13 protein-coding genes are annotated in these 13,292 nt (G+C 71.3%); 6 read left to right on the plus strand and 7 right to left on the minus strand.

Annotated elements, in window-relative coordinates; all coding sequences use genetic code 11:
- Positions 1 to 34: 34 nt before the first annotated feature.
- From ACFVYR_RS01005 to ACFVYR_RS01035, 7 genes are all read right to left on the minus strand, one after another.
- A complete protein-coding gene (locus tag ACFVYR_RS01005) occupies positions 35 to 1,063 on the minus strand; it encodes a Gfo/Idh/MocA family protein (protein WP_384247253.1) in 1,029 nt (342 codons plus the stop codon).
- Complete coding sequence (locus tag ACFVYR_RS01010; RefSeq protein WP_384247255.1) at positions 1,060 to 2,148, minus strand: Gfo/Idh/MocA family protein; 1,089 nt, start codon at positions 2,146 to 2,148, stop codon at positions 1,060 to 1,062. Before ACFVYR_RS01010 ends, ACFVYR_RS01005 begins: the two co-directional genes overlap by 4 nt.
- Before the next feature lie 35 nt (positions 2,149 to 2,183).
- Positions 2,184 to 3,104 carry a carbohydrate ABC transporter permease gene (locus ACFVYR_RS01015; RefSeq protein WP_384247258.1) on the minus strand — a complete coding sequence of 307 codons (921 nt, stop codon included), beginning with the start codon at positions 3,102 to 3,104 and terminating at the stop codon, positions 2,184 to 2,186.
- Entirely contained in the window at positions 3,097 to 4,041 is a 945-nt protein-coding gene (locus ACFVYR_RS01020; RefSeq protein ID WP_384247260.1) for a carbohydrate ABC transporter permease, read from the minus strand. Before ACFVYR_RS01020 ends, ACFVYR_RS01015 begins: the two co-directional genes overlap by 8 nt.
- Positions 4,038 to 5,294, minus strand: coding sequence for an ABC transporter substrate-binding protein (locus ACFVYR_RS01025; protein ID WP_384247263.1), 1,257 nt, complete (start codon positions 5,292 to 5,294; stop codon positions 4,038 to 4,040). The genes ACFVYR_RS01020 and ACFVYR_RS01025 overlap by 4 nt, the downstream gene beginning before the upstream one ends.
- Before the next feature lie 67 nt (positions 5,295 to 5,361).
- Positions 5,362 to 6,495, minus strand: coding sequence for an ROK family transcriptional regulator (locus tag ACFVYR_RS01030; protein WP_384247266.1), 1,134 nt, complete (start codon positions 6,493 to 6,495; stop codon positions 5,362 to 5,364).
- A 146-nt stretch (positions 6,496 to 6,641) separates the two neighbouring features.
- Positions 6,642 to 7,787 carry an amidinotransferase gene (locus ACFVYR_RS01035; protein ID WP_384247269.1) on the minus strand — a complete coding sequence of 382 codons (1,146 nt, stop codon included), beginning with the start codon at positions 7,785 to 7,787 and terminating at the stop codon, positions 6,642 to 6,644.
- Positions 7,788 to 8,156: 369 nt separating this feature from the next.
- Here ACFVYR_RS01035 and ACFVYR_RS01040 point away from each other — a divergent pair, with 369 nt between their 5' ends.
- From ACFVYR_RS01040 to ACFVYR_RS01065, 6 genes are all read left to right on the plus strand, one after another.
- On the plus strand, positions 8,157 to 9,248 hold the full coding sequence (locus ACFVYR_RS01040) for a mechanosensitive ion channel family protein (RefSeq protein ID WP_384247272.1): 1,092 nt from the start codon (positions 8,157 to 8,159) through the stop codon (positions 9,246 to 9,248).
- Between the two features lie 120 nt (positions 9,249 to 9,368).
- Entirely contained in the window at positions 9,369 to 10,295 is a 927-nt protein-coding gene (locus ACFVYR_RS01045; protein WP_384247275.1) for a cation diffusion facilitator family transporter, read from the plus strand.
- Between the two features lie 182 nt (positions 10,296 to 10,477).
- The gene (locus ACFVYR_RS01050) at positions 10,478 to 11,104 is read left to right on the plus strand and encodes a methyltransferase domain-containing protein (RefSeq protein WP_384247977.1); all 627 of its coding nucleotides are present in this window, start codon (positions 10,478 to 10,480) and stop codon (positions 11,102 to 11,104) included.
- 96 nt (positions 11,105 to 11,200) lie between these two features.
- A complete protein-coding gene (locus ACFVYR_RS01055; RefSeq protein ID WP_384247278.1) occupies positions 11,201 to 11,695 on the plus strand; it encodes a DinB family protein in 495 nt (164 codons plus the stop codon).
- A gap of 42 nt (positions 11,696 to 11,737) precedes the next feature.
- Positions 11,738 to 12,268, plus strand: a complete 531-nt coding sequence (locus ACFVYR_RS01060; protein ID WP_384247280.1) for a GNAT family N-acetyltransferase — start codon at positions 11,738 to 11,740, stop codon at positions 12,266 to 12,268.
- Positions 12,269 to 12,412: 144 nt separating this feature from the next.
- On the plus strand, positions 12,413 to 13,292 hold an 880-nt coding region (locus ACFVYR_RS01065), incomplete at its 3' end, for an esterase/lipase family protein (protein ID WP_389611056.1).

Here is a 13,292-nt window from a genome sequence, read left to right on the forward strand (position 1 = left end):
GGCCCGCGCCACACGGACGCAGCCCTTCCCCGCTTCACCGCAGGTCGAGCGGCACCGGGACTCCGCTGCGGGCCGAGGCGTAACCGGCCTCCACGATACGCAGCGTGCGCAGACCGCCCTCGCCGTCCGCGACGGTCATGCCGCCCTCCTCCGGCCCGTACAGGAAGGCGCGCAGCAAGAGTTCGTCCAGGTCGACGCCGAACGGCACTTCGGTGCCGCGCCCCCGGCGTTCGCTGAAGCCGTGCACCTTCTGGTCGAAGGCGTCCATCTCCAGGGTGGCCCGCTCGCCGACGACGGTGAGTTCGAGGCCGCCCCAGGAGTGGTGGGAGCGGGGGTGGGACCAGCTGCAGTCGATGGTGGCGACGGCGCCGTTGGGGTAGGTCACGCTGACCAGGCCGCTGGTCTCGGCGGCGACCTCGTCGGGGTACAGGAGGTTGTTGGTCTGCGCGTAGACCTCGACGGGCAGGGCCTCGCCGAAGAGGTCGTCGAGGAGGTCGGCGATGTGCACGGTGTGGTCCATCAGTGCGCCGCCGCCGGAGAGTTCGGGCTCGGCGAACCAGCGGCGGGCGCGGGTCGGCATGGCGCCGTTGTTGGCGCCCGACACCCTGAGGACCTGCCCCGCCTCCCCTGAGGTGACGGCCGCCTTCACGGCGGCGTACGCCGGGCTGAAGCGCACCGGGTAGGCGACCGCGAGCCGCACTCCTGCGGCGCGGCAGGCGTCGACCATCGCCTCGCCGTCCGCGACGGTGGCGGCCAGCGGCTTCTCGCAGAGGACGGGCACGCCGTGTGCCGCGGCGAGTTCGACCAAGGGGCGGTGCCGGGCGTTCTCCGAGCAGACGATGACCGCGTCCGGGCCCCAGGCGAACGCCTCGTCGTACGTGTCCGCGTAGGCGGCGCCCGACGCGTCGGCGACGGGGCGTCCGCGCACCTCGCCCGGGGCCGCGAGGTCGGTGTCCGGGTCGCTGCCCAGGACCTCGATGCCGGGCATGCGGGCCAGGAGGCGGAGGTACCCGGCGGCGTGGACGTGGGCGAACGACAGGACGGCGACCTTCATGACCTTCATCGCACTGCCTCCTCGTACTTGACGACAGGGGCGGCCCCGATGGCGGGGGCGCTCCCGACGGCGGGCGCGGTCCCGATGGCACGGCCGAGCTCGATGACACGGCCGGTGCGGCTCGACTCCACCGCGGCCTCGGCGATCCGCACCGCTTCGACGCCGTCGCGGGCGCTCACCCGCGGTTCGGGGCCGCCCTCCTGCCAGGACGCGGCGAACTCGCGAAGTTCGGCGAGGAACGGGCTCTCGGTCATGGGGCTGGACGGGATGCCTTCGTTCGCGGCCCGTACGCCCTGTGCGGTGATCCGGAAGCCGGGCACGGCCGTGGAGTCGTGGTGCAGCAGGCCGTCGGCCCCCGCGACCCGGAACGTCGTGCGGAACTCCTGGTCGGGCAGTCCCCACAGTCCGTCGATGTGGCTGACGGCGCCCGACGCGTGGGTGAGGACGGCGGTGGCGGTGACGACCTCGGGCGGGCTGCCGGTGGCGTGCTCGACGCCGCGGGTCCTTGCGTGCACGCGGACCACGTCGCCCGCGAGCCAGCGGGCGATGTCGATGTCGTGCACCATCAGGTCCATGATGACGCCCCCGGACTGGGCCGGGTCGCCGAACCACGGGGCCCAGCGGGGCCGGGCCCCGCCGCGGGTGAAGCGCAGCACGGCGAGCTCGCCGAGGTCGCCGCGGACGACGGCCCGCCGCAGGGCCGCGTACGCAGGGAAGTAGCGCACCACGTGTGCGGGATGAAGCCGTACGCCCGACGCGTCGGCGGCTGCCGCGAGCTCCGCGGCGTCGCGGGCGGTGAGGGCGAGCGGCTTCTCGCAGACTACGTGCCGGCCGGCGGCCACAGCTGCGAGGGCGAGTTGCTTGTGGGTGGGGGTGGGGGTGCAGACGTCGACGGCGCGCACGTCGCCGAGGAGGTCGTCCAGGCTGTCGACTGCCCGGACGTCGTGGCCGCGCTCCGCGTACGCGGAGGCGAGCTTCTCCGCGGAGCCGTCGACGGTGTGGATGCTCACGCGGGCGCCGAGCGCGAGCCAGCCGGGCAGATGCGCGCGGGCGATGCCGCCGGCGCCGAGCAGGCCGATGTGGAGCGGTGCCATGGAGGACGGCTGCCTTTCCGTGGGGGGCAGGGAGGTCAGCTCTTGGAGCCGGAGAGGGCGACGCTCTGGACGAAGTGCCGCTGCAGGAAGACGTAGACGAGCAGCATCGGCAGGCTCGCGACGAGCGAACCGGCCATCATGATCGGGTAGTTCGTCTCGAACTGGCCCTCCAGGGATGTCAGCCCCGCGCTGATGGGCATCTTCTGCGGGTCGGTGTTGACGATCAGCGGCCACAGCAGGTCGTTCCAGGACCACATGGCGGTGATGACGGCGAGGGCGGCCAGTGCGGGCCGGATCAGCGGCAGCATGATCGACCAGAAGATGCGGAAGGGCCCGGCGCCGTCGATGCGGGCGGCCTCCTCCAGTTCCTTGGGGAGCGAGAGGAAGAACTGGCGCAGCATGAACGTGCCGAACGCGCTGAACATGCCGGGCAGGAAGAGCGCGGGGGCGGTGTTGAGCAGGCCGAGCCACTGGACGATGTCGTACTGCGGCAGGACGAGCAGGGAGCTCGGCACCATCAGCACGGAGAGGAAGAGCGCGAACAGCGCGTTGCGGCCGCGGAATTGCATGCGCGCGAACGCGTAGGCGGCCAGGGAGCAGAAGACGAGCTGGCCGAGGGTGCGTCCGACGGTGTTGATGAGGCTGTTGGTGAGCATTTCGCGGAACGGCAGTGCGGTGAAGACCTCTTCGAAGCTCGACCAGTTCCAGGTGTCGGGCAGGAAGGTGGGCGGTACGCGGGAGGTTTCCGCGAGGGTCTTGAGCGCGGTGAGCAGCTGCCAGAGGAAGGGGAAGACCATCACGAGGGCGCCGAGCGAGAGGACGGCGTGGGTGGCGATGGATCCGGGGTCGACGCGGCGCCGGTTCCTGCGCGTCCGGGTGGGCCCGGTGGCTTGCTCGGGGGCGGGAGCAGGACGCTCGGGGGCGTGCTCAGGATGCTCGGGGGCGTGCTCAGGCATAGTGCACCCACCTCTTCTGGAGCCGGAACTGCAGGAAGGTCAGGCCGGCGATGACGAGCATGAGCAGGAAGGCGAGCGCGGCCGCGGCGCCCTGCGCGTTCTCCATGAACGCCCATTTGTAGAAGAGGCCGACGATCGACTGGGTGTCGCCGATCGCCGGATTCTTCTCGGCCATCATGATGTAGATCAGGTCGAAGGTCTGCAGTGAATTGATCATGCAGATGATGGAGGCGAAGAAGATGGTGGGGCTGAGCAGCGGCAGGGTGATGGTGAAGAACCTGCGCAGCGATCCTGCCCCGTCGAGTTCGGCGGCCTCGTAGTAATCCTGCGGAATTCCCTTGATGCCCGCCATGAAGATGATCAAGTAGTAGCCGGTGGTCGACCAGACGATCACGGTGCCGATCGCGTAGACCGCCGTGGAGGGGTCCGACACCCAGTAGTGCCGGTCCACACCGAACCGGCTCAGGACTTCGTTGAGGAGACCGAAGTCGCCGTTGTAGAGCCAGTTCCAGACCAGCCCGACGGCGACGGGCAGCGTCACGAACGGCACGAAGTACAGGGCCCGGTAGAGCGGGACGCCGCGCAGCCCGCGCCGGTTCAGGAGCGAGGCGACGACGATGGCGATCGGCAGCGCCATGAGGCCGATGAGGGTGTAGATCAGGGTGTTGCCGAGCGCCTGCCAGACGGTGACGTCCTTGACGACGCGGACGTAGTTGTCGGTGCCGATGAACGTGTGGCCGCCGAAGGCCCCGAATTCGGTGAAACTGAAGTACAACGTCTGCAGCAGCGGCCAGAAGTAGAAGACGGCGAAGCCGATTCCGAGCGGCGCGACGAACCAGTACGCGGCCTTCTGGTTGCGGGACCGGGGACGCGTACCGGACGCGGTGGCGCGGCGCCCGGCCGCTTTCGCGGCCGCCGTGGCGGGAAAGACACTCATGAGGCGCGTTCCTCCTTCAGGGCCCGGTCCATCTGCTCGCCCAGCGTGCGGGCGGCGCTCTCGATGCCGCCCTTTCCGCTGAACGCGGCGCCGAGCAGCGGGTATTGGAGGTTCTCCCAGACGGCGGTGTTCTTGGAGCTCGGATAGGGCACCGCGTACTTCTGCATCTCGATGTAGTGCTTCAGATCGAATTCCGGCATCGACTCGAGCCAGGCGTCCTGGGTTCCTTCGTACGAGGAGATGGTGACACCCGACTTCGACTGGATCTCGGCGGCTTCGCGGCCCGCCATGAAGTGCACGAACTTCCAGGCCGCCGCCTTCTTGCGGCTCTTGGCCGAGATCACGTTGGCCAGGCCGTGGATGATGGTGGCCCTGCGCCGGCCCTTGGGCAGGACGGCGAGGCCGCCGTGGTCCTTGAGCGCGGGGACGGCGTACATCTGCCCGGCCATCGCGGAGACGTCGTAGTTCATGGCGACCTTCTCCGACCAGTAGCGCACCCGGCCGATGGACTCGACCATCGCGCTCTGCGGCGGTGACCAGCCCCGGTCGACCATGTCGGTCAGGAAGCGCAGGCCCTCGATGGACCGCTCGTCGCCGAACCCCGAGCGGCCGTCCTCGATGACGTATCCGTCCGCCTGGCAGATGGCGGGGTAGATCTTGAACTGCCGGTCCATCTCGGCGGCGAAGCCGTGCACGCCCTCACGCGGATCGGTGAGCTCGGCCGCCGCGTCGCGCACGTCGTCCCAGGTCCAGCTCGCGTCCGGGTACTTGATGCCCGCCTTGTCGAACAGCTTCTTGTTGTACCAGAGGCCGATGGTGTCGAAGTCCTTGGGAAGGCCGTACTGCGTGCCGCGGTAGGAGTAGAGCTTGACGAGGGCTTCCGGGTGGCGGTCCACCGGTGTGGCATCCGCCTTGATGTGGCCGGAGAGCGGTTCGAGGACGCCGCCTGACGCGTACAGCTGGAAGTTGACGGCGTTCATCCAGAAGGCGTCGGGGGCGGTGCCGCCGCGCATCGACGTCTTGAGCGTGGTCCAGTAGCTCGCCCAGGGCGTCAGTTCGATCCGCACGGAGATCCGCGGGTTCGCCTTCTCGAACGCGGCGATGATCCCTTCCATGCCCGGCACCTGCGCCGGGTCCCACATGCCGTACGAGAGCGTCGTCCTGCCCCCGCCGCCCGAGCCGTCGCCCCCGTCGGAGCAGGCGGCGAGCAAGGGGGCCGCCAGCGCCCCGCCGAGCAGTGTCCTTCTGCGCATGTGTGCCTTCGCCTCCCGGGAAGTCGTCGGGCGCCGCCGCGGTCCGTCCCCGCACCGGGGCGCGCCGTCAGGACGCCGTGTCCGCGAGCAGTTCCTCCTCCACGTGGTCGAGCGCCTTGCGCACGGCGCCGATGGCCACGCCCCGTCCGCCGAGCGAGCTCAGCGCGATGCGCGGGACGTGCAGGGTCATGGGGCGCAGCCGCTCGGCGAGCAGCGGCACGAGGCGCCGGCCGACCGCTGTCGCCCCGCCGGTCAGCACGATCAGTTCGGGGTCGACGGCGAGGCAGAGGGCCGCGACGCCGGGCGCGAGCCGGTCGGCGAAGTCCGCGACGGCGGCCAGCGCACGGGGGTCCGAGGTGTCCGCGGCACGGGCGAGCGCGGCCACTTCGGACTCCCCTGCGCGCCGCGCGCCCGGCCAGCGCAGGGCGTCCTGCGCGCTGCTCATGCCGAGCAGCGGCAGCATGCCGAGCTCGCCCGCGCCGCCGCGCCTGCCGCGGTGCAGCCGGCCGCCGATGGTGAGGCTGCACGAGACCCGGTGCCCGGTGAGCACACAGACGACGTCGGCGGCGAGGGTGGCGGCGCCCTGCCAGCGCTCGGCGAGGACCGCGAGGTTCACGTCGTTCTCGACGAGGGTGGGGCCGGGCTCGCCGTCCTTGAGGAGCCGCCCGAGGTCGACGCCGGACCACTCGGGCACCACGACGGAGGTGACGACCCCGCTCGTGTCCACGGTGCCGGGCACGCCCACGCAGCGGGCGAGGACGGCGGCACGGCGCGGGGCGTGGGCGGCGAGGAAGCTCTCCACTGCGTGGCGCAGCAGGTCGATCCGGGCGCCGCCGCCGAGCGCCGGGTCGACGTCGCGGCGGTGGGCGGCCAGGACGGTGCCGCCGAGGTCGGCGAGGAGCAGGACCATCTTGTGCGGGCCTATGTCGGCGCCGAGCACGTAGCCGGCCTCGGTGCGGAAGCGGAAGCGGCGGGCGGGGCGCCCCGGCGCGCGCTCCCCCGGGTCCCCCGCCGCCTCGCCGACGAGCCCGCGCTCGGTGAGCTCGTCGACGGCGGCTTCCACGGTGGGGCGGGAAAGGCCGGTGCCCGCGGCGAGTTCGGCGAGGGTGCGCGGGCTGCGGCGGTGCAGCGCGCGCAGTACGACGGTGGTGTTGAGCCGTCGTAACGCGACGAGGTCGTGCCCGCGCGCCGTGTTCCGCATCAGTGCTTCACCCCGTATCCGCGCGACAGCGGTCGCGTCACGGGCGGTGACGTCCACCGGCCCGCGGAATTAGAAAGGAGATTTGCACAACTCGGGCGACTCGGGAACCCCCCGGACGGCACGGATTCGACGAGCAGGGGGTGGGGTCAGTCGAAGTACGACTCCAGCGTGCCGCGGCGCCGCACGTCGAGCGTCGCGCAGTGGAACGAGCCGCCGAACGGGGCGTAGTGCAGCAGGTCGCACGGGATCGTCTCGAAGCCCCACTTCTCCAGCGCGCGCAGCATGCCGGTGTGGTGCCGCTCGGCGATCACCCGCTTCTCGTCGACCATCAGAACGTTCATGCTGAGCCATTTGCCGCACATGGAGGTCATCTTGAGCAGCCGCTCGTCGAGCGGATCGGGCTCGGGGGCGACCAGGACGTCCCACGAGCTCAGCACGTCGGGCAGGCGGTCGACGTCGATGTACTCGGGGTTGATCATGACCTTGCCGGGGGCGAGCGGCATGAACGTCGTGTCGATGTGCATGGGCGTGCGGCAGCGGCTCTCGATCTCGTGGATGCGGTAGCCGGGCCCGAGGTGGCGGCGCAGCCATGCGATGCCCATGCGGTTGGTGACGTTGCTGCGGGTGACGAACAGGTCGCGGCCGGCGCGTACGAAGTCCGCCGCGTCGAACACCGGCTCGAACTCGGTGAGGACGTAGCGCATCGGCTCGTCGGGGCCGGGCGGGCGGAAGTCCTCCTCGTACAGCGTGTCGAGGAGCTGCGGCCTCGGTGCCGCCGTCCAGCGCGCGCCGCGCCGGAAGTAGTCCTTGAGGAGCTCGCGGTAGGAGTGCGTCTCGAAGTACCGGCAGGGCCATGCCATCGGCGTCTCGATGATCTCGTCGCCGACGACGAGCAGGCCGTCGCGCGGGCAGGCGTTGCAGAATCCCCGCGACGACCAGTCGGGGGTGGCGAAGTGCCGCTTGTGCTCGACCGCTTCTGGGCGGGTGACCGTGACGCCGAGGGAGCGCAGGAGAGTGATGAATCCGTCGAGTTCCCGCTGGGCCGGCGCGAGCAGCCGGTGCGGGTACTCGAAGCCCGCGGCGAGCCCTTGCAGCCGCGCCGCCCAGGGCGGGATGTTGCAGGTCACGACCGGGTGGCTGGAAGGGATCGTCGCCCCGTCGAGGCGGCCCACGACGACTTCCTCCAGCGGGTCCCACTCGTTGTGCGAACCGACCGGCGAGACGAGGGGTTCGCGGATCGGCTCGCCGCCTGCCGGCTCTTCCAGAACTGCGGCTTCACGCTCCACCGCCATGCTCGGCCACTTCCATTCACTCACACACAGAAACCGACAAATCGCCCGGCTCAAGGCTTTATCACGGGCGGACCGTCCATCGGCGCATGCCGCGCCTGCCACCGCGCCCGGCCCCGTCCCTGACACTGCGTCACCACGGCCCGGTTTACAGAGGTGAGCGGTCCGTGAAGATCCAGGTGGGGGTACGTGCGCACGGTGTCGCCGCATGGGGCAGGATGACGTCCGCGCCGGGTCTGGTCTCCCGCCCCGCGCGACCGAACTCCCGGAATCGAGCAGGTATCACAAGGTGACGTCACTTCACATACGCCGCGTGGCGGGGCATTCGCTCCGCACGACGAACCACTCCTCCCGTGCGACGGGAGTGAACCGATGACCCGTGCGCTCACACTGCACGACTGGATGGTCGCCGGCATCGCGGTGGCCGCCGGCATCGTGGCGGGGCTGCTGCTCCGTACCCTCCTCCGGTGGCTCGGCGTACGGGCCAGCCGGACCCGGTGGAGCGGTGACGACGTCATCGTCGACGCCCTGCGCACCCTCGTGCCCTGCGCGGCCATCACCGCCGGGCTCGCCGCCGCGGCGGGCGCGCTGCCCCTGACGGCGCGCACCGGACACAACGTCTCCATGACGCTGACCGCGCTGCTCATCCTCGCGGCCACGCTCACCGCCGCGCGGATCGTGACGGGCCTGGTCAGGGCGGTGGCGCAGTCCCGCTCCGGGGTGGCGGGCTCGGCCACCATCTTCGTGAACATCACGCGGGTCGTGGTGCTCGCGATGGGCTTCCTCGTCGTCCTGCAGACCCTCGGCATCTCCATCGCGCCGCTGCTCACCGCGCTCGGCGTGGGCGGCCTCGCGGTCGCCCTGGCCCTCCAGGACACCCTCGCCAACCTCTTCGCGGGCGTGCACATCCTCGCGGCGAAGACCGTGCAGCCCGGCGACTACATCCAGCTCAGCAGCGGGGAGGAGGGCTACGTCGTCGACATCAACTGGCGCAACACGACCGTGCGGCAGCTCTCCAACAACCTCGTGATCATCCCCAACGCCAAGCTGGCGAGCACCAACATGACCAACTTCAGCCGGCCCGAGCAGGAGCTGTCGATCACGGTGCAGGTCGGGGTGAGCTACGACAGCGACCTGGAGCACGTCGAACGCGTCACGACGGAGGTCGTGGACGAGGTGATGACCGACATCACCGGCGCGGTCCCCGACCACGAGGCGGCCATCCGCTTCCACACCTTCGGCGATTCGCGGATCAGCTTCACGGTGATCCTGGGCGTCGGCGAGTTCAGCGACCAGTACCGGATCAAGCACGAGTTCATCAAGCGCCTGCACCAGCGCTACCGCGCCGAGGGCATCCGGGTGCCCGCCCCCGCGCGCACGGTGACGGTCCAGCAGGGCGAGCTGCCCCCGCCGCTCGGCATCCCGCACCAGCGCGGCACCTCGGTGTCCCCGCAGATCCACTGAGAGCCCGGCCGGGGGCCTGCCCGGTGGCCGAGAACCCGGCCGGGCCGCAGGATCGGCGCGCTGCCTCCGGGCGGCGCCGTCCGGTGGCAGCGCGCCGCGCCCCGTGATCCACTCGCGGGCATGGGGCACGACCACGGCCCGGCCGCGGCGACGGCGGGCGGCACGCTCAGCGGGACGTACCGCAACCGCCTGCTGTGGACCATCGGCATCAGCGGCACGATCACCGTCATCCAGGTGGTCGGCGCGCTCCTGTCCGGCAGCCTCGCGCTGCTCGCCGACGCCGCGCACAGCCTGACCGACGCGGTGGGCGTCGCGCTGGCGCTCGGCGCCATCACCCTCGCCCAGCGCGCGCCGACGCCGCGGCGGACCTTCGGGTTCTACCGGGTCGAAATCTTCTCCGCGGTCCTGAACGCGCTGCTGCTCGTCGCCATCTTCGTCTGGGTGCTGTGGTCGGCGATCCGTCGGTTCAGCGAGCCGGTTGAGGTCAAGGGCGGCCTCATGTTCGTGGTCGCGGTGGGCGGGCTGCTCGCCAATCTGGTGGGGCTGTGGCTGCTGCGGGACGCCAAGGAGAAGAGCCTCAACCTGCGGGGCGCGTACCTGGAGGTCCTCGGGGACGCGCTCGGCTCGGTCGCCGTGATCGTGGGCGGCCTGATCATCCTGTTCACGGGCCGGCAGGCCGCCGACCCGATCGCCTCGATCGTCATCGGGGTGCTGATCGTGCCGCGTGCGTACGGGCTGCTGCGGGACTCCGTGCACGTCCTGCTTGAGGCGACTCCGCAGGACGTCGACCTCGGCGAGGTCCGCCGGCACCTGCTTGAGGAGCGGGGGGTCGTCGCCGTGCACGATCTGCACGGCTGGACGGTCACCTCGGGCATGCCGGTGCTAACGGCGCACGTAGTGGTCACCGACGAGGCGCTCAGGGACGGTTACGGAGCGCTGCTCGGTCGCCTGCAACGGTGCGTCGGGGGCCACTTCGACGTCGCCCACTCGACGATCCAGCTGGAGCCTGAGGGGCATGTGGAGGAGGGCGGGGCGCTGCACGCGTAAGGCCACCGGCTGCTGCGCACGCGGAACCGCCGGTTGCTGCCCACGCGGGGCGCCACCCGCCGGAACGTGCTCCCCGAGTGCCCCGAATTGCCAGATCTGCAAGGCGGGATGCCAGTTGCTGACGTTTCGGCTGAGACTCGCTCCACGGAAACCGAGGGAAGGAACCCGATCCGATGGAGCACATGGAGCACATCGACGCCGCGGCGTACTGGGACGAGGTGTACGCGGAGCTGCCCACGCCCACCGATCCGCGGCCGAACACCCGCCTCGTCGAGATGGTGAGCGCCCTGCCCCCGGGGGACGCCCTGGACCTCGGCTGCGGTGGCGGCGGCGACGCGCTGTGGCTCGCGGGCCGGGGCTGGCGGGTCACGGCCCTCGACGTCTCGGACGTGGCGATCACGCGCCTCGGCCGGCTGGCCCGCGCACGCGGCCTGAGTGAGCGGATCACGGCCCGACAGCACGACGCGCGCGCCTCGCTGCCCGGCCTCGAACTGGACCTGGTCACCGCCCACTACTTCCAGACCCCCTACGAGCAGGACCGGTCGGCCATCCTGCGGGCCGCTGCCCGGCTGCTGCGCCCGGGCGGCCTTCTCCTGGTCGTCGACCATGGTTCGACGGCGCCGTGGTCGTGGAACCAGGACCCGGACGTGCGCTACCCGACCGCGCGGGAGGTCGCCGAGCAGCTGCGCCTGCCTCCCGCGCAGTGGCCGGTGGAGCGGGCGGACGCGCCGCGCCGGGTGGCGACCGGCCCCGGCGGGCGCACCGCGGAGGTCATCGACCACGTGCTGCTGATACGCCGAGCCCGCTGACGCCGTCCCGCGTGACCCGGCGCCCCCGCCCCGACGCTGACGCACCACCGCCTCTCCCCTCCCGCACACCACACCCCGCCGCACAAGGAGTACGCCGTGCCCACCGCCTCCTCCCGCCGCAACGACACCCCGCCGCCCCGCACCGCGAACAGCGAGGCCGAAGTCCTGCGCGGGTTCCTCGACTACCTGCGCGCCTCGATCGCCGCGAAGGTCGAAGGAGCCGCGGAACCGCAGGTCCGGGCGGCGGCGGTGCCGTCGGGCACGAGCCTGCTCGGGCTGCTCAACCATCTGGTCGCCGTCGAGAGCGCGACGTTCCTGGGCGAACGGATCACCGACTGGCCTTCGACGCTCCGGCCCGCCCCGCAGGACGGTGTCTCCGACGTCGTCGCCCGCTACCGGGCCACCGTCGACCGCGCGAACGAGGTCCTCGACACGTGCACCGACCTCGGCGCGCCACTCCCCCGCCCGGACCGCCCGGGCCCGGCGCCGAGCGTCCGCTGGGCGCTCACCCACATGATCGAGGAGACCGGCCGGCACGCGGGCCACGCCGACATCCTGCGCGAACTCATCGACGGCAGCACCGGGCGCTGAATCGCGTCGACTCCGGGGTGCATACGATCTTACGATCGCCGGATGGCAACCACCACATATCTGCGTCAGGGCCCGCGCGTGGCCATACGCCGGGTCCGCCGTCAGGACTACGAGGAGATCGCCGCACTGCGCGCCGAGAGCGCGGACATGCTGCACCGCTGGGTCGGCGGCGGCGAGATGTCGGTGGAAGCGTTCGAAGCGTTTCTCGCGCGGTTCGAGCAGCCCACCCATGAAGGCTTCGTGGTCTGCCTGCACGCAACCGGCGCGATCGTGGGCGGCGTCAACATCAACAACATGGTGCGGGGCGCCTTCCGGAACGGCACCCTGGGCTACACCGCGTACGCGTCCACGACCGGCCGCGGCTACCTCACCGAAGGCCTGGGCCTCGTCATCGAGTTCGCCTTCGACGAGCTGGAACTCCACCGGCTCGAGGCGAACATCCAGCCGGACAACACGCCCTCGCTGAACCTCGTCAAACGCCTCGGCTTCCGGTACGAGGGGTACTCGAGCGCCTTCCAGCTCATCAACGGCGAGTGGAAGGACCACGAGCGCTGGGCCATCACGGCGGAGTAGCGCGGGATGACGCCCGACAGCCGGATCGGCACGCCTGCGGTCAACTCGCGTTACCCGTGAGGCTGTTGACGTCCAGTGGTGCGCCGCTTCACGATGAAGGGCCTCCTGTGGCGGGGGCTCTCCATCTGTCTCGCGGAGGTCACTGTGCGCTTGTCCTCATGGCTCGGCTCTCTCGCGGCGGCCGTGCTGGCCCTCTCCGTCCTTCCGGCCTCCACCGCCGGGGCCGCGGCCGATCCGTCGCCGCCGCTGGAGATTCCGGCAGCCGAGCTCGCCAAGGCGCTGCACTGCCGGACGGACCTCGACGACCCGCGCCGGGCCGACGACAAGCCGACCGTCATCTTCGTCCCAGGCACCGGCCTCAAGGGCGAGGAGAACTACGCCTGGAACTATCTGTCCGAGCTCGAGAAGAAGGGCTACCAGGGCTGCTGGGTGGACTCCCCCGGCCGCGGGCTCAGGGACATGCAGGAGTCCGTCGAGTACGTCGTCCACGCGGTGCGCACCGTCCAGGAGCGCACCGGCCGGAAGGTGGACCTGGTCGGGCACAGCCAGGGCGGGCTCCTGACGGCGTGGGCCCTGCGCTACTGGCCCGACCTGGCGGGCAGGGTCGACGACATGGTGACGCTGGGCTCCCCGTTCCAAGGGACACGGCTCGCCAGCCCCTGTCGTCCGATCGCGGAGATCGCCCGCTGTCCGGCCTCGGTCCTGCAGTTCGCCCGCGATTCGAACTGGACGAAGGCCCTCGCCGCCGGCGGCACACCGATGCCCGCGGGCCCGTCGTACACCACGATCTACTCGTACGCCGATGAGTCCGTGATCGCCGACGGGCAGCCCCCTTCGCTGCCGGGCGCCCACCGGATCGGGGTTCAGGACATCTGCCCGGGGCGACCGTGGCCGACCCATATCGCCATGGTCGTGGGGCAGGGGCGCGAAGACCAGGGGGACGACCCCGTGGAGAACCCCCGGCCCCCCCCCGCCCCCCCGCTCGAACCGGCGCCCAGCGCCCCGCCCCAACACACGCGCCACA

It is taken from the genome of Streptomyces sp. NPDC058284 (assembly GCF_042881135.1).
GTDB lineage: Bacteria > Actinomycetota > Actinomycetes > Streptomycetales > Streptomycetaceae > Streptomyces.